This window comes from Pseudomonas lini (assembly GCF_964063345.1).
In the GTDB taxonomy this organism is placed as follows: Bacteria; Pseudomonadota; Gammaproteobacteria; order Pseudomonadales; family Pseudomonadaceae; genus Aquipseudomonas; species Aquipseudomonas lini_B.
Genome location: NZ_OZ061318.1, coordinates 1,632,000 through 1,653,417, shown reverse-complemented (window position 1 = coordinate 1,653,417; position 21,418 = coordinate 1,632,000). Strand labels below are relative to the sequence as shown.

Below are 21,418 nucleotides of genomic sequence, written 5' to 3'. Positions count from 1 at the left end.
TGTTCTGATTTGGAGAATGGCGTGGAATTCAGCCAATTGCGGATCTTCCAGGCGGTGGCGCAGGAGGGCTCCATTACCCGCGCGGCTGAACGCCTGCATCGTGTGCCGTCCAACCTGTCGACCCGGCTCAAACAGCTCGAAGAGCAACTCGGTGTCGAACTATTCGTACGCGAGCGTCAGCGTTTGCAGTTGTCACCTGCGGGAAAAGTCCTCTTGGACTACACCGCCAAGCTGTTCGCCTTGCACGACGAAGCCCACGCGGCGGTGCAGGGCGGGCAACCGGCCGGGGATTTTGTACTGGGCACCATGTACAGCACCGCTGCGATTCACCTGCCAGAGCTGTTGGCGCGTTATCACCGCAGCTATCCGGCGGTAAACCTGCAAGTGCAGTCGGGGCCCAGCGGCGAATTGCTCGAAGGTCTGCTCACCGGGCGCCTCGATGCGGCGCTGGTGGACGGCCCGCTGGAGCTGGCCGGGCTCGACGGCGTGCCATTGTGCGACGAACGGCTGGTGCTGATCAGCGAGGCCGATCATCCGCCAGTGCGCAGTGCGCTGGATGTCGAAGGGCGTTCGGTGTTTACGTTTCGGCAGGGCTGTTCCTATCGGATGCGCCTGGAAGCCTGGTTCGCCCATGATCACGCGGCCATGGGCCGGGCGATGGAGATCGAGTCTTATCCGGGAATGCTCGCCTGCGTGATTGCCGGCTCCGGCGTGGCGCTGATGTCGGAGTCGATGCTCGCCAGCCTGCCGGGGCGCGAAAGCGTGGCGGTGCACCCGTTGGCCGAGCCGTTCGCCAGCGCGACCACTTGGCTGATGTGGCGCAAGGGCATGGTCGGCGCCAATCTGAATGCATGGATCGAGCAGCAGCAGGCGATGTATCCGTCGGCAGCGATTCCGGCCAAGGCATTTGCTTGAACCGACGTCCAGGAATTTGGATCAATTCAGTAACAGATCATTGCGATGTTGGACGAGCATTGCGTAGGACTTCGGACTATTATCAGTTCGAAGGGGCTACAGAACTTCGGCCGCTCGGCACTACCCTGAAGGGGGCACCATGAAAGAGAAAATCCAAAACTGGCTGCATGACCTGGGTGTCGCACTCGGTTTGATCGAACCGCCTCTGCAACCCGTGCCTATTCGCACGGACGACGAACAACGTCGCCGCCAGCAGCAGCGCCGCCGGTAAGTCTGGGCAGGGGGCTTGCCTGTGGCGAGGGAGCTTGCTCCCGCTGGGCTGCACAGCAGCCCCCATTGATCACCACCGAGGTGTATCAGGCAGCATTCGGATCCTGGTTCTGCGACTGCTGCGCAGTCGAGCGGGAGCAAGCTCCCTCGCCACAAGAGCCTGCACTCTTGCCTCAAAGGTGCATTTCAACCCATCTCAATACCGCCCAATCTCAATCAAAAACCGGCTCAAGTCGTCGACGGTCGTCGCGGTCTGGAACATCCGGTCTTCTTCGGCGGTAAACGCTGTCAATCCCAGCTGATCTTCCAGATGGAAAATCAGATCTTCAATATCTTCTTTATCCAGTCCCAACTGCACCAGACGGGTGTTGTCGTCGAAGTCATCCCGGCCCTCCAGCAGGCGGCTGATGAAGCAGTGCACGGCGGTACGAACGGCATCTCTTGTCATGATTGTTCTTCGAGGGCGTTATTGTTGTTGTCCCTGGTGCTGAGTACAGCAGGCTTCAGGCTTGCCGGCGCTGCCACTCGTCAATCATCGTGCGTAATAGCAGTTTTCTTCAGACGAAAAAAAACGGGTGTGGCAACCGACGCCACACCCGTCGAAGAAAGCATCAAGTCGTTATAGAAAGCTTAGATAGCGCTCGCCACCACTGCCGGGCGGCGGGACAGCAAGCTGACCACCACGAAACTCACCAGGCCAACGCCGAGGCTGTAGTAGATCGGGGTGTTGGAATCCATACCGTCCTTGATCATGAACAGCAGCGCGGTGGCAAAGCCCATGCCCATGCTGGCGATAGCGCCTGCGGTGGTTGCGCGTTTCCAGAAGATTGCACCGATCAGCGGGATCAGCATGCCGCCCACCAACAGGTTATAGGCCAGGGTCAAGGCACTGATCACGTCGTTTACCACCAGCGCGATACCCAGCACGGCGACGCCGGTCAGCAGGGTGAACAGGCGGTTGATGCCCAGGCTCGACTGTTTACCGCCGCGCAGTTTCGGCAGCAGGTCTTCGGTCAGGGTGGTGGCAGCGGCGAGCAGGCCGGCGCTGGCGGTGGACATCATGGCCGCCAGGGCCGCCGCAATCACCAGGCCACGGATACCGTCCGGCAGGGACAGTTTGACGATGGCGGCGAAGGCGTTGTTGACGTTGTCCAGGTCCGGGATCAGCACATGAGCGGCCATGCCGATCAGGGCGCAGGCCAGTCCATAAAGGATGCAGTAGACGCCTGCGAATGTACCGGCGACCTGAGCCACTTTGGCGCTCTTGACGGTGAACACACGCTGCCAGATGTCTTGGCCGATCAGGATCCCGAAGAAGTAGATCATGAAGTAGGTGATGATGGTGTCCCAGCCAATCGTGGTGAAGCTGAAGGCGGTTGCCGGCAGTTTCAACACCAACTCATCCCAACCACCGACGCGGTACAGGCATATCGGCAACAGGATGAACATCAGGCCTACGGTCTTGATCACGAACTGGACGATGTCGGTCAGGGTCAGCGACCACATGCCGCCAATCGCGGAATAAATCACCACCACGCCACCGCCGACCAATACCGACAGCCAGAACGGCAGGTCGAACAGCACTTGCAGCACGGTGCCAATGGCCAGGATCGAGACCACGCCGATCATCAGCGCATACGCCAGCATGATCACCGCGCTCGCGGAGCGGGCCATCGGGTTGTAGCGTTTTTCCAGCACCTGGGTAACGGTGTAGATTTTCAGTTTCAGCAGTGGTTTGGCGAGGAACAGGTTCAGCGCCACGATCCCGCAACCGAGGGCCGCGCAGAGCCAGAAACCGGAGATGCCATGGACGTAGCCCAGGCGTACGGTGCCGACGGTAGATGCGCCGCCCAGAACGGTAGCGGCCATGGTGCCCATGTACAGGCTCGGGCCGAGGTTACGACCGGCGACCAAAAAGTCTTCGTTGGTCTTGGCCTTGCGCATGCCGTAGTAGCCGAGCACCAGCATCGCGGCGGCGTAGATGAGTACGACGAATAAATCCAAAGCCATGATGGCGTGTCTCCGATTGTCTTTTTTATGGTGAGGCGAAAATCAATCTTTGTGGGAATACCAATCCCTGTGGGAGCGAGGCTTGCCCGCGAAGGGAGCGCCACGGTCAGTCAGGCCGACCGCGTTATCGTTCATCGCGGGCAAGCCACGCTCCCACAGGTAATGCGTTGACCACAGGTAATGCGTTGAATCAGGCGGCTTGGCGCAACGCCGGTTTACCGAGCGAATCCTTGCCCTTGCTGCGTGGATCGTTGGGGCCGAACACCGTGGCCGGTTCCGGGAACAGGCTCAGCAGCGTCAGGTACACCAGCGAGGCCAGGCCGAGGGTCACCGGCAGGCTGATGTCGATACCGCCCGCCAGATTCCCGAGTGGCCCGACAAACTGCCCCGGCAGGTTCACGAAGCACAAACCCACCAGCGCGCTCGGGATCCAGGCGCCCAGGCCACGCCAGTTCCAGCCGTGGGTGAACCAGTAACGGCCGCCTTTCTCGCCACGGGTGAACACTTGCAGGTCATCCGGGCAGTAGAAGCCGCGACGCACCAACAGGCCGATGATCATGATCACCATCCACGGAGTGGTGCAGGTGATGATCAGCACGGCGAAGGTCGACACGCTCTGCACCAGGTTCGCCGCAAAGCGCCCGATGAAGATGAAGGCAATCGACATCACCCCGATCAGCAGCGTTGCCTTGACCCGCGACAGCACCCGTGGGAACACGCTGGACATGTCCAGCCCGGTGCCATACAGCGAAGTGGTGCCGGTGGACATACCGCCGATTACCGCAATCAGGCACACCGGCAGGAAGAACCAGCTCGGTGACACTGCCAGCAGACCGCCGACGTAGTTGTTGGCCGCGATGTAGTCCGGTGCCTTGACCGCCACGATGGTGGCGGTGGCGAGGCCGAACAGGAACGGAATCAGCGTGGCCAGTTGTGCGGCAATCACCGACAGCATGATCCGGCCTTTCGGCGTATCACGCGGGATGTAACGCGACCAGTCGCCGAGGAACGCGCCGAAGGAAATCGGGTTGCTCATGGCCACCAGCGCCGCGCCGATGAACGCCGCCCAGAACCCCGCCTGACCGAGGGCCACGCTGCCGGCGTATTGACTGTCGAACGCCGGGGCGAAGGCGAAGATGCCGAGCAGGAACAACAGGCTGGCGGCCCACACCGCGATGCGGTTGACCCACAGCATGAAGCGGAAGCCGTAAATGCACACCGTCAATACCAGCAGCGCGAACAGACCGTACGCCAGGCCCAGGGTGAGGTCGGTTTCCGGCAGGTTGATCAGGCGTTTGGCGCCGCCCACCAGCGCATCGCCCGAACTCCATACGGAGAGCGAAAAGAACGCGATAGCGGTCAACAGTGACAGGAAAGAGCCGACGATTCGTCCATGCACGCCGAAGTGTGCACCGGAGGAAACGGCGTTGTTGGTGCCGTTGATCGGTCCGAACAGGCCCATCGGCGCCAGGATCAGCGCACCGATCACCACGCCCAACACAATCGCCCACACACCCGCCTGGAAGGACAGGCCGAACAGCACGGGAAAACTGCCGAGCACCGCTGTGGCAAAGGTATTGGCACCGCCGAAGATCAGGCGAAACAGGTCGCTGGGTCTGGCGTCGCGCTCATGATCCGGGATCTGTTCGACCCCGTTTGTTTCGATGCTGCTAAGGCTTTTTTCTTTGTTGTTGTTATTCATGATCTGCTCCGATCATAAAGGCGCGCTCATCGTGCGTGAGCGTCACCTGTTTGGCTAAGGGGGTGGCAGCCCTTCCGGCATGGCGGACAAATGTTCGTGGCAGGCCAGCCATAGGCCTTGTTGTTCTTGGCCAGACGTCTGTTTTTTGAAAACAATCGTCTCGCGCTCCTGGCTGAAGTGATGCTCCCCTTGCATGCGCAGCTCGGTGGCCACGTCATGGATGAAAATCGCCACGTCACCTTGCAGGCTGACGAAGGCGTTGCTCGAGGTGCAGGACAGCACCTCGAAGCCGTCCTCGGCGCGCCAGGTGTCCCACAACGCCTGATAAGCATCGCGCGACAGCAGGGGCTGCTCGAGGGTGTAGAACACGAAGCTGGCATCAACGCTGAATGCGCCGAAGTAGGCTTCGCGATCGTTACGGGCAAAGGCCGATACCAGCTCGGCGGCAGCGTTGAGTACCTGATCACGTTCGCTCATGACCGATCCTCAGCGATGGACCACGCCCGGCAGTACGCAGAGCATTTCGTACAGCAGGTTGGCGCCCAACAGCGAGGTATTACCGGTGGTGTCGTACGCTGGCGAGACTTCTACCAGGTCGCAACCGACCAGGTCGAGGCCTTGGCAGCCGCGCACGATTTCGATCGCCTGAATGGTCGTCAGACCGCCGATTTCCGGGGTGCCAGTGCCGGGTGCCCAGGCCGGGTCGATACCGTCGATATCGAAACTCAGGTACACCGGACCGCCGCCGACTTTCTCGCGAACTTCGGCCATCAGCGGTGCCAGGGATTTGTGCCAGCATTCTTCAGCCTGAACCACACGGAAGCCTTGATTGCGGCTCCAGTTGAAGTCATCAGCGGTGTAACCCTGGGCGCGCAGGCCAATTTGCACCACGCGGTCGCAATCCAGAAGGCCTTCTTCTACAGCGCGACGGAAGGTGGTGCCGTGGGCGATCTTCTCGCCGAACATGTGATCGTTCACATCGGCGTGAGCGTCGATGTGCACCAGGCCGACCTTGCCGTGCTTTTTATGGATGGCACGCAGGATCGGCAGGGTGATGGTGTGATCGCCGCCAAGGGTCAGGGGGATCACATCGTGTTCGAGGATATTGTCGTAGGCCTCTTCGATGATTCGCACGGCGTCCAGCAGGTTGAACGTGTTGATCGCCACGTCACCGATGTCGGCAACCGACAGCGAATCGAACGGCGCGGCGCCGGTGGCCATGTTGTACGGGCGGATCATCACCGATTCAGCGCGGATTTCACGTGGCCCGAAACGGGTGCCGGGGCGCAGGGAAGTGCCGATGTCCAGCGGGATGCCGATAAAGGCAGCGTCCAGGCCGGCAGCGGATGGCAAATGGGGGAGTCGCAGCATGGTGGCGATGCCGCCGAAGCGCGGCATTTCGTTGCCGCCCAGTGGTTGGTGAAGAATCTTGTCCACGGGTAAGGCCTCATCGTCGTTGTTTTATTTATGTCGGTTGCACGCTCGGGGAGAGACGGGCACCGCTGTGGGCCGATTCTGCGAAATGCAGTGATCGGGAAGAATCGCTACGGGCAAATACTTAGTTCAGATTTTTCTAAACTAATGGCGAGGGCAGAGATAGACTTCTGACCACACGCAGACCCCCTGTGGCGAGGGAGCTTGCTCCCGCTGGGCTGCGAAGCGGCCCCAAAACCATTCACTTCGTTGTGTCTGGTGGACCGCATTGGCAAGTTTTACGACTGCTGCGCAGCCGAGCGGGAGCAAGCGCCCTCGCCACAAAAGCAACATGCATTACCTTGCAACCGGAGCCCCCATGGCCAACGCTTTACCCGACCTGAAACTATTGCGCATCTTCGTCAGCGTGGTCCGCCATCAGGGGTTCGCCAACGCCCAGCAAGAGCTCAACCTCTCGACCTCGGCCATCAGCACTTACATGAGCCAGCTCGAAGCGGCCCTTGGCTTGGTGCTTTGTCATCGCGGGCGCGGTGGTTTCAGCCTGACCAGCAAGGGCGAGCTGTTCCATCAGGAAACCCTGCGTCTATTGGCGGAACTTGAAGGTTTCGAACAATACGCCGCCGCCCTCAAAGGCGAGCTGCGCGGCACCTTGAACCTAGGTGTGATCGACTCCACCGTCAGCGACAAGGCCTTGCCGTTCGCCGAAGCCATCGGCGCCTACAGTCAGGAACACCCGGCGGTGCATTTGCATCTGTCGGTCATGAGCCCTTACGAGCTGCAGCTCGGTGTGCAGGACAACCGTCTCGACCTGGCCATCGGTGCCTTTTCCACGCGCATGAGCGGTCTGGTCTACATGCCGCTGTACCGCGAGCAACATTGGTTGTATTGCAGCAGTCGTCATCCGCTGTTCACCGAGCGGCGTATCCCCGAGCAAGTCATCACCCAACAGCGCATGGTCGGTCGCGGCTATTGGAGCCAGGCCGAACTGGCTCGCCACGGTTTCAAACACAGCGCGGCGACCGTGGAAAGTATGGAAGCCCAGCTGATTCTGGTGCTGTCCGGCGCCTACATCGGTTACCTGCCGGAGCATTACGCCCAGGCTTGGGCCGACAAAGGGGATTTGCGCGTGTTGCTGCCAGCGACGTTTGGTTATCAGGCGCCGTTTTCGATGATCGTGCGCCGTGGCCGCAGCCGCGAACCGCTGATCCAGACCTTTCGTGATTTGCTTAAAGCACAGCTCAATCAGGCTTAAGAATATGTCCAGAATCCAGTGCCCACGCTGTCTCCGCCCGCAAACCCATTGCCTGTGCCCGCTGATCCCGAGCCTCGACAGTCGCACTCGGGTGTTGCTGCTTCAGCATCCAAGCGAAGTGAACCATGCGCTGAACACCGCGCGGTTGGCGGCGCTGGGGTTGAAGAATGCCGAGTTGATTGTTGGCGAGGTGTTCGAGGATTTGCCGGCGCTGTTGAATCAGCCGGGCTATCAGGCACGGTTGCTGTTTCCCGGTGAGGAGGCGCAGCCGATGCAGGCCTACACCGCGAATGATGAGCCGCTGCTGCTGGTGGTTCCGGATGGTACCTGGCGTAAAGCGCGCAAAATGCTGCACCTCAATCCGTTGTTGGCGGCGTTGCCCAGAGTGACGTTGGCCGAGGGCGGGGTGTCGCGTTATCGATTGCGCAAAGCTCCGGGGCCGGGGGCGTTGTCGACGTTGGAGGCGATTGTGCAGGCGTTGCAAACGCTTGAGTCACCGGCCAGTTTTGTGCCGTTGTTGAAGCCGTTCGAGGCGTTGATCGAGGGGCAGATTGCGGCGATGGGGGAGGAGACCTTCAAGCGCAATCATGGGCCGAAATGATCGTTGTTTGTGCGGACCTCTTCGCGGGCAAGCCCGCTCCCACAGGTTTAGCGGTGTTCGCAGAATTTGTATTCGACACGGACACTGTGGGAGCGGGCTTGCCCGCGAAGAGGCCGGACCAATCACCGCAGTATCTGGATAATCACTACCGCTCCCGCATCGCCTCGGTCCGCGCTTTCAACACTGGTTTAAGCAGATAATCCAGCACGCTTTTCTCCCCGGTAATAATGTCCACCGTCGCCACCATCCCCGGAATGATCAGCAGCGGTTTCACGTCCCCGCCCAAGTGATTCTTGTCGGTTCTTACCTGAATCAGATAAAAGCTGTTGCCCTTGTCATCGGTGATGGTGTCCGCGCCAATCAACTCCAGCTTCGCACTCAACCCCCCATAAATCGTGTAGTCGTAAGCGCTGAACTTGACCATGGCTTTCTGGCCGGGGTGCAGGAACGCCACGTCTTGAGGGCGGACCTTGGCTTCGATCAGCAGGTTGTCTTCCAGCGGCACGATTTCCACCATGTCGTTGCCCGGCTGGACCACGCCGCCGATGGTGTTGACCTTCAGCATTTTGATAATGCCGTGAACCGGCGACACCACGGTGGTGCGCGTCACCCGGTCGTCGATGGCGATGCTCGTCGCGGTTATTTTCGACAGGTCGGTGCGTTTTTCATTCAGCTCTTTTGCCGCGTCTGAACGGAAGGATTGTTCGGACTCATCGATCTTGCTTTTGATCTCATTGATCGCCGATTCGGCACGGGGAATCGCCAGGGTCGTGGCATTCAGCGAGCCGCGGATTTCCACGGCGCTGCGTTTGAGTCGGAGGATTTCCACCGGCGAAACCGCTCCGGTGCCCACCAGCGGCGCAGACATGTTCATCTCTTGTTGCAGCAAGGCCAGGCTGGAACTGAACTGCCCCTGTTTGGAGCGGAATTCCGCCAGCTCCTGGGTTTTCTGCCGGAGTTGTTCGGTCAGCGTGCGCTGTTCGCTGGCCAGTCGGCGCTGGCGTTGTTCGTACAGCGAGCGTTCGTCCTCGGCCACTTGCGGCGCCTTGGCGATCACTTCCGCGGACAGCTTGAACGGCCGGCCTTCCGCTTCGGCCGACAGCCGTTCGACCTGCGCGGTCAGTGCATAGCGGTCCGCTTCGCTTTCACCTTTGTTCGACAGAAATCGCGTGTCATCCAGGCGCAACAATGTGTCGCCCTTATTCACCATCTGTCCTTCGCGCACGAAGATTTCCGTGACGATGCCGCCCTCCAGGTTCTGGATCACCTGAATCTTGCTCGACGGAATCGCCTTGCCTTCGCCCGTGGTGACTTCCTGCAACACGGCGAACTTGGCCCAGAGCAGTGCGGTGATCAGCAGCGCTGCCGCCAGCCACACGGTGATCCGCGACCAGCGCGGCGAATCCTGCAACGAGGCGCCGGCGGTTTCCGGCATGAATTCGCTTTCGGCACTTTTGCTGAAACTGCCGAGGTAGCTTCGGGCCGCTGAATCCGGTGTTTGAGCAGACATGGGCAATACCCGTCAGTTAAGAGAAATAAAGCCGAACACAAACCTGTGGCGAGGGGGCTTGTCGGAACGCCGCATCGCCCCGTTCGGCTGCGAAGCAGTCGTAAACCTGCCAGCTAACGGGGTGAATGGCTTTGGGGCCGCTTCGCGACCCAACGGGGGCAAGCCCCCTCGCCACAGGTTTTGTGCTGGCATCGAGTGGGTGCCCCTAAACCGTCGCAGAGCCGACACGGCCCTTGCGCAATGCATCGATGACTGCTTCTTTCGGGCCATCGGCGACGATCCGCCCGTTGTCCAGCACCACCAACCGGTCCACCAGGCTGAGCATCGAGGTGCGGTGGGTGACCAGCAGCAGGGTTTTGCCCTGAATCCAGCCGTGGAGTTTTTGCCGCAGAACGTCTTCGCTGCTGTTGTCCATGGCGCTGGTGGGTTCGTCGAGCAGCATGATCGGCGGGTCGAGCAACAAGGCCCGCGCCAGCAACACCGCTTGGCGTTGACCGCCCGACAGCAACTGACCGCGTTCGCCCACCGGCCGGTCGAAGCCTTGGGGATGTTGGCGAGCCAGTTCGGTGACGCCGGTCAGTTCAGCGACTTCAAGCATCCGGGCATCGCTGATGTAGCGCGCGCCCAAGGTCAGGTTGTCGCGCAAGCTGCCGGCCAGCAGCGGCAGGTCGTGGGCGACGTAGCCGATCTGTTGGCGCAGGTCGGCGACGTCCAGTTGTCGCAGGTCCAGGCCATCGAGCAGCAACTGGCCTTCTTCCGGTGCATAGAAACCCATCACCAGCCGCGCCAACGTGCTTTTGCCCGAGCCGCTGCGGCCGATGATGCCGATCCGTTCGCCCGGTTTCATGCTGAAGCTGACGTTGGCCAGGGCCGGAGCATTCTGGCCGTTGTAGTGGAACGTCACGCCGCTGACATCCAGTGCGCCTTGCAATTGCGTGCGCTCCAATGGCCGCTGTTTGGCGTCACGTTCTTGCGGTAACGACATCAGCGCATCGGTACTTTTCATGGTCAGTTGCGCTTGCTGATAACGGGTGATCAGCCCGGCGATTTGTCCCAGCGGCGCGAGTACGCGGCTGCCAAGCATGTAGGTCGCCACCAGCGCACCAACGCTGAGGTTGCCGGCGATGATGCTGTAGACGCCGGCGACGATGGTCGCCATGCCGGAGAATTGTTGAATGAACAGCGTGCCGTTGGTGGCCAGCGCCGAGAGGTTGCGCGCGTGGCTGTCGAGGCGGGTGAGGGCGCCGTGGGTGCTTTCCCATTTGTGTTGGCGTTCGCTTTCGGCGCTGCAGGCCTTGAGGGTTTCCAGGCCGCCGAGGGTTTCGATCAGCAGGGCCTGGCGCTCGGCGCCGAGGCTCAGACTCTTCTGCACGGTGTCGCGCAGACGTGCCTGAATCACCATGGCAAAAATGATCGTGATGGGGAAGGCCAACAGCGGAATCACCACCAGCCAGCCGCCAAGCAGGCCGATCACCACCAGCATCAACACCGCGAAGGGCAGGTCGATCAGGCTGGTCAGCGTGACGGCGGTGAGAAATTCCCGCAGGCCCTGAAAATCATGAATGCTCTGGGCGAAACCACCGATGGTTGCTGGCCGCGCTTTCATCGCCATGCCGGTGATGCGTTCGAACAAGGTCGCCGAAAGAATCACGTCGGTTTTCTTCCCGGCGGTGTCCAGCAAGTGCGCGCGAACCACCCGCAGCACCAGTTCGAACCCGGTGCCGATCAGCAAGCCGATCGACAGCACCCACAACGTTGAAGTGGCCTGGTTCGGCACTACCCGGTCGTAGGTCTGCATCACGAACAGCGGCACCATCAGGCCCAGCAGGTTGATCAGAAAACTCGCCAGAATCGCATCGCTGTACAGCCACTTCGACAACTTCAACGTGTCGCGAAACCACGCCTCGACTCGTGGCACCAGTGGCGCGCGCAAGTCTTCGAGTTCATGCCGCGGCCGGGCGAACAAGGCCTGGCCGCTGTAGTTGGCGGTCAGCTCTTCCGTGCTGACCCATTGTTCTCCACCGTCGGCTTCGCTCGGCAGAATCAGCGCCTGACCGTCATCGCCGAAGCGACGCAAGATCGCGCAGCGGCCATGGTTGAGGATCAGCATCACAGGCAGGTTGAGCGCGGAAATTTCCCCCAGCTCACGGCGCAATACACGCGCCTGCAAACTGGCCCGGGCCGCTGCGCGCGGCAGCAGGTCCAGGCTCAAGCGTTGGTGTGCCATTGGCAGCCCGGCACTCAGGCTGGCGCGACTGACCGTCGCGCCATGAAGTTTGCAGAGGATCAACAGACCGTCCAGAAGCGGGTCATCGAAGTTTAGACGCGGATCGACACCCGTGTTGCCGGGTTCCATGCTGGTCACATTGATCGCTCCTGTTGAACCGTGGCAATGGATGCACATCTCCCTGTAGGAGCTGCCGAAGGCTGCGATCTTTTGATCTTGATCTTAAAAAACAAAATCAAAAGATCGCAGCCTTCGGCAGCTCCTACAGGGTTATTTCATTTCAGTTCAGGCAAACGAGCTTCGTTTTTCACTTCGGTGGAGGCGATCGCATCGGCGGGCAGCACCACCCGTTGTTTGCTCAGCAACTGGCCCATGTTCGCCAGCACGCGGTACATCGAAAACTCCTCGGTGTAGCGCACTTCGGTGTAGCGGCGGTTGGCGTTGTAGAGCTCGTTTTCACTGTCGAGCACGTCGAGCAAGGTCCGTTGACCAAGGCCGAATTGATCCTGATACGCGGCCCGCACACGGGTGGTGGTTTCGGCGTATTCACGGGCGGTCGGGGTTTGTTTCTTGGCGTTGAGCATGGCGTTCCAGGCCAGGTGGATGTTCTCGTTGAGCTGGCGCAGGGCGTTGTTGCGGATGTCCAGCGCCTGGTTAATCTGGTGCGCATCGGAGGCCAGTCGGGCCTTGTCGCTGCCGCCGCGGAACAGGTTGTAGTTCATCACCACACCCACTCGCCATTCGTTGTCGTGGCCTTCGTCGCCCTGAATATTATTATTCGCACCCACCGCCGCTTCAGCGTCAAAGCGCGGGTAGAACGGCGACTTGGCGACTTCGTATTGGCTTTCGGCCGATTGCACATCGGCCTGGGCGGATTTCAGATACGGGTTGTTTTCCACCATGCTCTGCTGGGCTTCCGGCAGGGTGGCGGGCAATTCGCCGCGGGTCGATGGCGGCGCTTCGAGTTCATCGGGCATGCGCCCCACGACGCTGTAGAAATTCGTCTCGGCATCGGCCAGATCGACTTCGGCGGTGTCGAGGTTGTTTTGCGCCAGCGCCCGGCGAGCGGTGGACTGGTCGGAGTCGGCGTTGCTGCCGACCCCACGCTGGGTGCGCAGACCGATCTGATCGTTGACCCGCATGTGCGCTTGCAGATTGTTCTTGGCCAGGGTCACCAGTTCGCGACGCTTGAGCACTTCGAGGTAAACCTCGATGGTGCGCAGGGCCAGATCCTGGGCGGTGCCCTGAGCGTAATAGGCTCGCGAGTTGGCCACGCCTTTGGTGCGCGCGACCTCGTTGGAGGTGTTGAAGCCGTCGAAGAGCATCTGCCGCAGGCGCAGTTCCGATTGGGTGTAGTTGAGGATTTCGGTGTGGTGATTGCCCTGCGCCCGAGTGGTGGTGTTATCGCTGTACCCGCGCCCGTAGCCGGCGTTCAAATCCACCGATGGATAGAAGCCCCCTTTGGCGACTTTAATCTGCTCGTCGGCCGAGAGCCGGGCATCGACCCGCGACGCCAGTTCCGGGTGGGTCGCAATGGTGCTCTGGATCGCCTCGGTCAATGACATCGCCTGTGCTTGAGAAGTGCAGGCCATGGCCAGCAAAATCGCGCTGCAGAGGGGGGTTAAAACGCGCATGGATGCCTCTCCCTGATTCCTGATGGTACTTAGTGAGTCGCCAAATATTTGACGTTATTTTTAAGTGAAACCGTCTCACGCTTGTTACATCAGAGCTAAGAACATCCTGAGGCGAAGCTAAGAAGGATTTCTCATAAGACTTATGCCGAAAAAAACTTATGCGCTCTGAAAAATCCAGCACATTGTTCAATGCGAAAGCCTTTGTTTATGAGCTCTGAGGAGCATCGAAGGGCTTGAGGAAAGTTCAATTCACTTTTCGACACAGAGCGAAGAAGTGCTGGAGGGGAGGGAAGCGAGACGGTTTAGAGGCGACAATTTTTTGTCACTCGAGTGATTCGAAACCGTTACGCATCGTTAGCAGGACGGTTATTTTGGAAGTGGACCCCGATGCTGTTGATTGCAGAGGGTTTTATCCCGATCCAGAAATTCCCCTTGCGAGCGACACGCCTGGCGAGAATGTCGGGAGGCAGTTGTTTACGTCAGGTAAACGCTTTCTCGGCAAACGATCCGCTAGGCCAACCTGCTTCAACCATGAGCAACTTCTTCGCGCAAACAGGATGCCGACAGCAGTTGGCAGCGGAGGAAATGCACATGGCAACGCTCATCGGTATCGTCAGTAAAGTCATCGGTCAGGTGTACGCAGTGGCGGGTGATGGCACCCAACGTACCTTGGTCGAGGGCGATCGGCTGTTTGCCGGCGAGCAACTGGTCACCGGGGCCGAAGGCGCGGTGGCGGTGCAACTGCAAAATGGCCAGGAGCTGACCCTGGGTCGTGACAGCAGCCTGCAGATGACGTCCCAATTACTGGCGCATCAGGTCCCGCACGTGGAGACCTCTGAGGCGGTGACACCGAGCCAGGCGCAACTGACCGATGTCGAGCAACTGCAAAAAGCCATTACCGCCGGCGCCGACCCGACTCAAACAGGTGAAGCCACTGCCGCCGGACCGGGCGCCTCGGGCGCGCCGGGTGGATTGGGCGGCGGTCACAGTTTTGTGTTGCTGGAGGAAGTGGCGGGCCGGGTCGATCCCATCATTGGTTTCCCCACTGCGGGCTTCAACGGTATTCCCGAATTCCCCCTGGCGCGCCGGGACGCTGATCCGGGCAATGGCGATAACGGTGCGGGTGGTGCAGGTGGTGCGGGTGGGACAGGCGCGCCGAATAACCCGGTCACCCTCATCGGCCTGTCGGCGGCGGGAGGCGAACTGACCCTCAATGAAGCCAACCTGGCGGACGGTTCGGCCAGCAACCCCGGAGCGCTGATTCAAAACGGCACCTTCACAATCATTGCGGCTGACGGGCTGAGCAGCCTGAATATCGGCGGAATCAACGTGATCAGTGGCGGTGTGCCCGCCGGTTTCCCGCAATCGATCACCACGCAACTGGGCAACACCCTGACGATCACCGGTTACAACCCGGCCACCGGCGTGGTGAGTTACAGCTACACCCTGGTGGGCAACGAAACCCACTCGGCTGGCGACGGCGCCAACAACCTCAGTGAACAGTTCACCGTGGTCGCGAGTGACAGCAACGGCGATACCGCCACCGGTTCGCTGGACGTCAACATCACTGACGATGTGCCCAAAGCGATCGACGACACCAACGCCAATACCGCCTCGGAAACCCTGCTGACCCTGACTGGCAGCGTGCTGCCCAACGACATCCAGGGCGCCGACCGCATTGCCACCGGTCCTGACAGCGGGCCGGTCATCGGCGGCACGTTCAACGGGACTTACGGCACACTGGTGCTTAATGCCAACGGCACCTACACCTACACCCTGAACACCAGCGATGCCGACTTCAAAGCCCTGAACGGCGGTGGCAACGGCACTGAGAATTTCGTCTACACCCTCACCGATTCCGATGGCGATACCAGCACCGCGACGCTGGTGCTGAACATCCATAACAACGATGACCCGGTGACCCTCGATGGCCTGAACATCAACGGCGGCGAACTCACCGTCTATGAGAAAAACCTCAGCGACGGCACCAGCCCCAATACACCAGCCTTGACCCAAAGCGGCACCTTCACCGTCACCGCCCTCGACGGTTTGCAAACCCTGACCGTGGGCGGTATCGCAGTAGTTACCGGTGGCGTGGCCGCAGGCTTCCCGCAATCGATTGTCACTGCGCTCGGCAATACGCTGACCATCACCGGTTTCAACAGCACCACCGGTGTAGTCAGCTACAGCTACACCCTGACGGATAACGAAACCCACCCGAACGCCGACGGCACCAACAGCGTCACCGAGAACCTCAACGTCGTTGCCACCGACGTCGATGGCAGCACGGCATTGGGGCAGATCAACGTCAACATCGTCGATGACTTGCCCACCGCCAACCCTGATCACGCCACGGTGGCCGAGGGCGCGACGGCCTCGGGCAACGTGCTGGACAACGACATCGGTGGCGCCGATGGCCCGGCACTCAGTGGTGCAGTGGTTGGCGTGCGCGCCGGCAGCGACACTTCGACTTCAGCCATCGGTGGCCTGAATACGCAAATCAACGGCGCCTATGGCTACCTGACTCTGGATGCCAACGGCAACGCCGTGTACCACAGCAATCCGAACTCGGTCAGCGCGCCGGGGGCCACGGATGTGTTCACCTACACCGTGCGCGATGCAGACGGTGATGAAAGCACCACGACCATCACCATCAATGTGGCGGACTGCACCCTCATAGCGGCCAGCGATAGCGACGTGACGGTTCAGGAGAAAGCTCTCGATTTGACCAAGGATGGCCAGGATCTGGCGGCAGGCACGGTCACCGGCAGTGAACCTGGCAATACCGGTGAAACCGGCTCCGGCACGTTGGTCGGTTCGGTCACTGGCACCACTGGCGCGATCACTTACACCTTGGTCGGCAGCGCCACCGGGACTTATGGGCAAATCGTGCTCAACCCCGACGGCAGCTACACCTACACCCTGACTTCCGCACCAACGACCACGCCCCATGCCAACGACGGGCCGAATACCCTGAGCGAAAGTTTCACCTACCAAGCGACCGATCCCTTGGGCAACAGCGTCACCAGTACCATCGTGATCAACATCGTCGACGACGTACCCACCGCTCACGCCGATGCAGTCTCGGTGGCGGAGGGTGGGACGGTCAGCGGTAATGTGTTGGGCAATGATGTGCTCGGCGCTGACGGCCCTGCGTCGGGTGGTGCGGTGGTCGGCGTGCGCGCCGGCAGCGACACATCCACTTCGGCCATCGGTGGTCTGAACACCCAAATCAACGGCACCTACGGCTACCTGACTCTGGATGCCAACGGCAACGCCGTGTATCACAGCAATCCGAACTCGGTCAGCGCGCCGGGCGCCACGGATGTATTCACCTACACCGTGCGCGATGCCGACGGCGATGAAAGCACCACGATCATTACCGTCGACGTGTCCAACTGCTCCCTCGTCGTGGCTCCTGATACCGACGTGACGGTTCAGGAAAAAGCCCTGGATTTGACCAAGGACGGCCAGGACCTGGCGGCGGGCACGGTTACCGGCAGTGAGCCTGGCAACACTGGCGAAACCGCCTCTGGGACGTTGGTCGGCTCCATCACGGGCGCTACTGGCGCAATCACTTTCACCCTGGTCGGCAGTGCTTCCGGGGCGTATGGGCAAATCCTGCTCAACCCGGATGGCAGCTACACCTACACCCTGACGTCCGCACCCGCGACCACGCCCCATGCCAACGACGGGCCGAACACGCTGAGCGAAAGTTTCACCTATCAGGCCACCGATTCTTTAGGTAATAGCGTCACCAGCACCATCGTGATCAACATCGTCGATGACGTGCCGACCGCTCACTGCGATTCAGTCTCGGTGGTAGAAGGCGGGACAGTCAGCGGTAATGTATTGGACAACGATGTGCTCGGTGCCGATGGCCCAGCCGTGGGTGGCGCAGTGGTCGGCGTGCGTGCCGGCAGCGACACCTCGACCTCGGCCATCGGCGGCTTGAACGCGCATATCAATGGCACTTACGGCTATCTCACACTGGATGCCAACGGTAATGCCGTGTACCACAGCAACCCGAACTCGGTCGGCGAGCCGGGCGCCACAGATGTATTCACCTACACCGTGCGCGATGCTGATGGCGATGAAAGCACCACGACCCTGACCATCGATGTGTCCAACAGCTGCCTCGTAACGGTCACCGATACTGACGTGACGGTCTACGAAAAAGCCCTGGATTTGACCCAGAACGGCCAGGACCTGGCAGCGGGCACGGTCACTGGCAGCGAGCCTGGCAACACCGGTGAAACCGGCTCCGGTACGCTGGTCGGTGCGGTCAGCGGCGCCAGCGGCGCGATCACTTACACCCTGGTCGGCAGTGGCACCGGAACCTACGGGCAGATCCTGCTCAACCCCGACGGCAGCTACACCTACACGCTGACCTCGGCGCCGAAAACTTCGCCCAACGCCAATGACGGCGCGAACACCCTGAATGAAAGCTTCACCTACACCGCCACCGATGCCGTGGGCAACAGCACCACCGGCACCCTTGTAGTCAACATCGTCGATGACGTGCCGCCTAACGCCGACGCCTCGTACCGTTCGGTGCCCGCGGTGCAGATCGACTCCAACCTGCTGCTGGTGATCGACGTGTCCGGGAGCATGGACGACCCCTCCGGCGTGTCGGGGCTGTCGCGACTGGAACTGGCCAAGCAGGCGATCAGTGCACTGCTCGACAAGTACGACAACCTCGGTGATGTGAAAGTGCAGGTCGTCACCTTCAGCAGCAGCGCCACGGACCAGACGTCGATCTGGGTCGATGTGGCGACGGCCAAGTTGATCATCGCGACGCTGACGGCAGGCGGCGGGACCAACTACGACGCGGCCGTAGCGACCATGCAAACCGCGTTCGACACCATGGGCAAACTCATCGGGGCGCAGAACGTCGGCTACTTCTTCTCCGATGGCAAACCCAACGAAGGCGACATCGGCAGCGCGGACGAGACTGCCCTCAAAGCCTTCCTCGACGCCAATGGCATCAAGAACTACGCCATCGGCCTGGGCAACGGCGTCAGTAATGACAGCCTCGATCCAGTGGCCTATGACGGCAGTACGCACACCAACACCAATGCCGTGGCGGTGACCGACCTCAATCAACTCAACTCGGTACTCTCGGGCACCGTGCAAGGCGCGCCGGTCACCGGCTCGCTGCTGGGCGAGGGCGCGGGCGGTACGTTCGGCGCCGATGGCGGCTTCATCAAAACCATCACCGTCGATGGCACCACCTATACCTATGATCCAAAAGCCAACAGCAACCAGGGTTCGCTGAGCTTCAGCGGCGGTGCGAACCACGGCACGTTCAACACCGCCAATAACACCCTGAGCATTGCCACGGACAACAGCGGCACCCTGCTGGTGAACCTCGACACCGGCGAGTACACCTACCTCTCGCAGAAAACCACGGCGGCGGTGATCACTGAGAACATCGGCTTCATCGCCAGCGACAACGACGGCGATCTGGCCAGCTCCACGCTGGTGATCAACGTGATTCCGAACACGCCACCGGTGGCGGTCGATGACCACGTCATCACCAACGTGCTGTCGGGCAGCATTGTAGTGCCGGGCGAACTGCTGCTGGCCAACGACACCGACGTCAATGGCGACACGCTCACTGCATCGCCGACCACCTTCAACACGGGATGGGGGGCCAAGGGCGCAGACTTCATCGGTACCAACTCGAGCTTTAGCTTCACCGCCAATAACACCCAGGCGGTGACCATCGCCCGCAGCGCATTTGTCGCCAACACAGCGGCCATGACGGCGATGTTGGTGGTCAGCGGGGCACTGGGGTCGGTCAGCGCCAACAATACCAATGATGAGGACCGCATCACCGTCACCCTCAAACAGGGTGAAACCCTCAACCTGGACCACAACCTGGCGGCCGGCCACGTCACCATGGAGTACTCGGTCAACGGCGGTGCTTTCATTGCCATCGCCGACGGCCAGACCATCACCGCCACGGCGGACGGCACGTACCAGATCCACATCACCAACATCGACGACGGCGGTCCGGGCAACAGCGGGAAAGGGGCGGAAAACTACCAGCTGACCATGACCGTCAACTACGCCGGAGCACACGACACCACGCCGGACTTCCACGGGACCTACACCGCCAACGACAACCACGGCGGCAGCGACTCGGCCAATGTGACCATCAGCTATCAGGACGGCCATACGCTGACCGGCACTTCGGGCGACGACGTACTGCTGGCGGGCGCTGGCAACAACGTCATCAATGCCGGCGACGGCAACGACGTGCTTACCGCAGGTTCCGGCAACAACGAGATGCACGGTGGCGCCGGCAATGACTTGCTGTTCAGCGGCGCGGGCAACGACCTGCTCGATGGCGGCACGGGCAACGACACCGCGAGCTACGCGCACGCCACTGCTGGGGTCTCCGTCGACCTGAGCTTGCTCACCGCGCAAAACACCCTTGGCGCGGGCACCGACACTTTGACCGGCATCGAAAACCTCACCGGCTCAAACTTCAACGACAGCCTCATGGGAAACAACAACAGCAACGTCATCAACGGCGGTTTGGGTAACGATGTGCTCAACGGCGCGGGTGGCGACGACTTCCTCATCGGTGGCCTCGGCAACAACACCCTCACCGGCGGAAGCGGCGCCGACACCTTCCAGTGGCTCAAAGGCAACAGCGGCCACGACGTCATCACCGACTTCACCCCTGGCACCGACAAACTCGACCTGTCGCAACTGCTGCAAGGAGAAAACGGCACCGCGGCATCACTGGATGACTACCTGCACTTCACCGTCAGCGGCAGTGGCGCGTCGGTGATCACCAGCATCGACGTCAGCGCCATGGCCGGCGCCACGCCGAACCAGACCATCGATTTGGCGGGTGTGAACCTGGCCAGCCACTACGGCGTGACCCCGGGTGCGGGTGGGGTGATTGCCGGTGGGGCGGACACGGCGACGATCATTAACGGCATGCTCAATGACCATTCGTTGAAGGTGGATACGGTGTGATCTAAACGTACAAAGCCCGCCATTCCTGTGGAAAGAAATGGCGGGTTTGTGTTGTCTATAGCGTCGCCACAGTCGGATCGCCGGCCCGGAGCGGGCTCGCGAAGCGATCCCGAAGAACACTGCGCAACTCTCCGGTCAGCCATGCAACTGTGGCGAGGGAGCTTGCTCCCGCTGGGCTGCGAAGCGGCCCAATCCCGGCAATCACGGTTTTTCAGACATACCGAATGTTCTGGCTTTGCGACTGCTGCGCAGCCGAGCGGGAGCAAGCTCCCTCGCCACAAAAGCCCTGTGGCCTCGGGTCAATGGTCAGGACGGCGGATCGAGATTATCCAGCACCCGATTCACCGCCAACTCACCGAGCATGACCACCGATTGAATCCCCAACATCATGTTGCGATGGGGAATGTCCATCAACCCGGCGAATTCACTGAGCATCACGCTCGCTGACGCCAGGGATTCGCAGGCGTTGACCTGCAGGGTTTCGTTATCGACCTTCGCACCCACATGGTAAATGGTGCTGGGTTTGCGCGGAGTGTCTTTGGGAATGACCGGTTTGAGGTAGTAATCAAGAGCGCGGTCGGCGGCTTCATTGAGTTTTCTCGAATCGGTGGTTTCGTACGGGGAAACATCGTCGGTTTCCGGAGGATTTGGCGTTGGTTTGAACATGGTGAAACTCCTTGATGATTGGAGCTGTCACCCATCGCTGCTAAACGAATATGGGTGGCGGCTGTACGCGGGTTAGCAGACCAGGCATCAAGGAACCCGGCGCACCGAAGTGCCCCACGCATAGCCGCCATAACGCAGACCAGCTGACGAAAACGCTGTCGACCGATCACCGGCGGCACTGACGTGCCTTGATATTCACCG

14 protein-coding genes are annotated in these 21,418 nt (G+C 60.7%); 5 read left to right on the top strand and 9 right to left on the bottom strand.

What is annotated here, in order from left to right; all coding sequences use genetic code 11:
* The first annotated feature begins 21 nt into the window (after positions 1-21).
* On the top strand, positions 22-915 hold the full coding sequence (locus tag AB3226_RS07485; protein WP_367372608.1) for a putrescine utilization regulator PtrR: 894 nt from the start codon (positions 22-24) through the stop codon (positions 913-915).
* Between the two features lie 139 nt (positions 916-1,054).
* A complete protein-coding gene (locus AB3226_RS07480; RefSeq protein WP_256580670.1) occupies positions 1,055-1,186 on the top strand; it encodes a PA1414 family protein in 132 nt (43 codons plus the stop codon).
* Between the two features lie 195 nt (positions 1,187-1,381).
* On the opposite strand, the gene AB3226_RS07475 is transcribed toward AB3226_RS07480, so the two are convergent.
* The 5 genes from AB3226_RS07475 to speB all read right to left on the bottom strand — a co-directional run bounded on the left by AB3226_RS07475 (position 1,382) and on the right by speB (position 6,334).
* Entirely contained in the window at positions 1,382-1,633 is a 252-nt protein-coding gene (locus tag AB3226_RS07475; protein ID WP_367372607.1) for an acyl carrier protein, read from the bottom strand.
* Between the two features lie 182 nt (positions 1,634-1,815).
* A complete protein-coding gene (locus tag AB3226_RS07470) occupies positions 1,816-3,195 on the bottom strand; it encodes a sodium:solute symporter (protein ID WP_367372606.1) in 1,380 nt (459 codons plus the stop codon).
* A 190-nt stretch (positions 3,196-3,385) separates the two neighbouring features.
* Positions 3,386-4,897: a cytosine permease gene (locus AB3226_RS07465; protein ID WP_367372605.1), complete on the bottom strand. Its 1,512-nt coding sequence runs from the start codon at positions 4,895-4,897 to the stop codon at positions 3,386-3,388.
* Between the two features lie 54 nt (positions 4,898-4,951).
* Positions 4,952-5,374 carry a nuclear transport factor 2 family protein gene (locus tag AB3226_RS07460; protein WP_367372604.1) on the bottom strand — a complete coding sequence of 141 codons (423 nt, stop codon included), beginning with the start codon at positions 5,372-5,374 and terminating at the stop codon, positions 4,952-4,954.
* 9 nt (positions 5,375-5,383) lie between these two features.
* On the bottom strand, positions 5,384-6,334 hold the full coding sequence (gene speB / locus AB3226_RS07455; protein ID WP_030131905.1) for an agmatinase: 951 nt from the start codon (positions 6,332-6,334) through the stop codon (positions 5,384-5,386).
* A gap of 355 nt (positions 6,335-6,689) precedes the next feature.
* Between speB and AB3226_RS07450 the strand changes: the two genes are divergently transcribed.
* Entirely contained in the window at positions 6,690-7,583 is an 894-nt protein-coding gene (locus AB3226_RS07450; RefSeq protein WP_008013540.1) for a LysR family transcriptional regulator, read from the top strand.
* Between the two features lie 4 nt (positions 7,584-7,587).
* Positions 7,588-8,184, top strand: a complete 597-nt coding sequence (locus AB3226_RS07445; RefSeq protein WP_367372603.1) for a tRNA-uridine aminocarboxypropyltransferase — start codon at positions 7,588-7,590, stop codon at positions 8,182-8,184.
* 145 nt (positions 8,185-8,329) lie between these two features.
* Here AB3226_RS07445 and AB3226_RS07440 read toward each other — a convergent pair whose 3' ends face one another.
* From AB3226_RS07440 to AB3226_RS07430, 3 genes are all read right to left on the bottom strand, one after another.
* Positions 8,330-9,694: an HlyD family type I secretion periplasmic adaptor subunit gene (locus AB3226_RS07440; RefSeq protein ID WP_367372602.1), complete on the bottom strand. Its 1,365-nt coding sequence runs from the start codon at positions 9,692-9,694 to the stop codon at positions 8,330-8,332.
* A 205-nt stretch (positions 9,695-9,899) separates the two neighbouring features.
* A complete protein-coding gene (locus AB3226_RS07435; protein WP_367372601.1) occupies positions 9,900-12,059 on the bottom strand; it encodes a type I secretion system permease/ATPase in 2,160 nt (719 codons plus the stop codon).
* Between the two features lie 137 nt (positions 12,060-12,196).
* Positions 12,197-13,555: a TolC family outer membrane protein gene (locus AB3226_RS07430; protein WP_367372600.1), complete on the bottom strand. Its 1,359-nt coding sequence runs from the start codon at positions 13,553-13,555 to the stop codon at positions 12,197-12,199.
* A gap of 591 nt (positions 13,556-14,146) precedes the next feature.
* On the opposite strand from AB3226_RS07430, the gene AB3226_RS07425 reads away from it, so the two are divergent.
* Complete coding sequence (locus AB3226_RS07425) at positions 14,147-20,551, top strand: retention module-containing protein (protein ID WP_367372599.1); 6,405 nt, start codon at positions 14,147-14,149, stop codon at positions 20,549-20,551.
* Between the two features lie 306 nt (positions 20,552-20,857).
* Here AB3226_RS07425 and AB3226_RS07420 read toward each other — a convergent pair whose 3' ends face one another.
* Positions 20,858-21,217 carry a DUF6124 family protein gene (locus tag AB3226_RS07420; protein WP_367372598.1) on the bottom strand — a complete coding sequence of 120 codons (360 nt, stop codon included), beginning with the start codon at positions 21,215-21,217 and terminating at the stop codon, positions 20,858-20,860.
* Between the last annotated feature and the right edge of the window lie 201 nt (positions 21,218-21,418).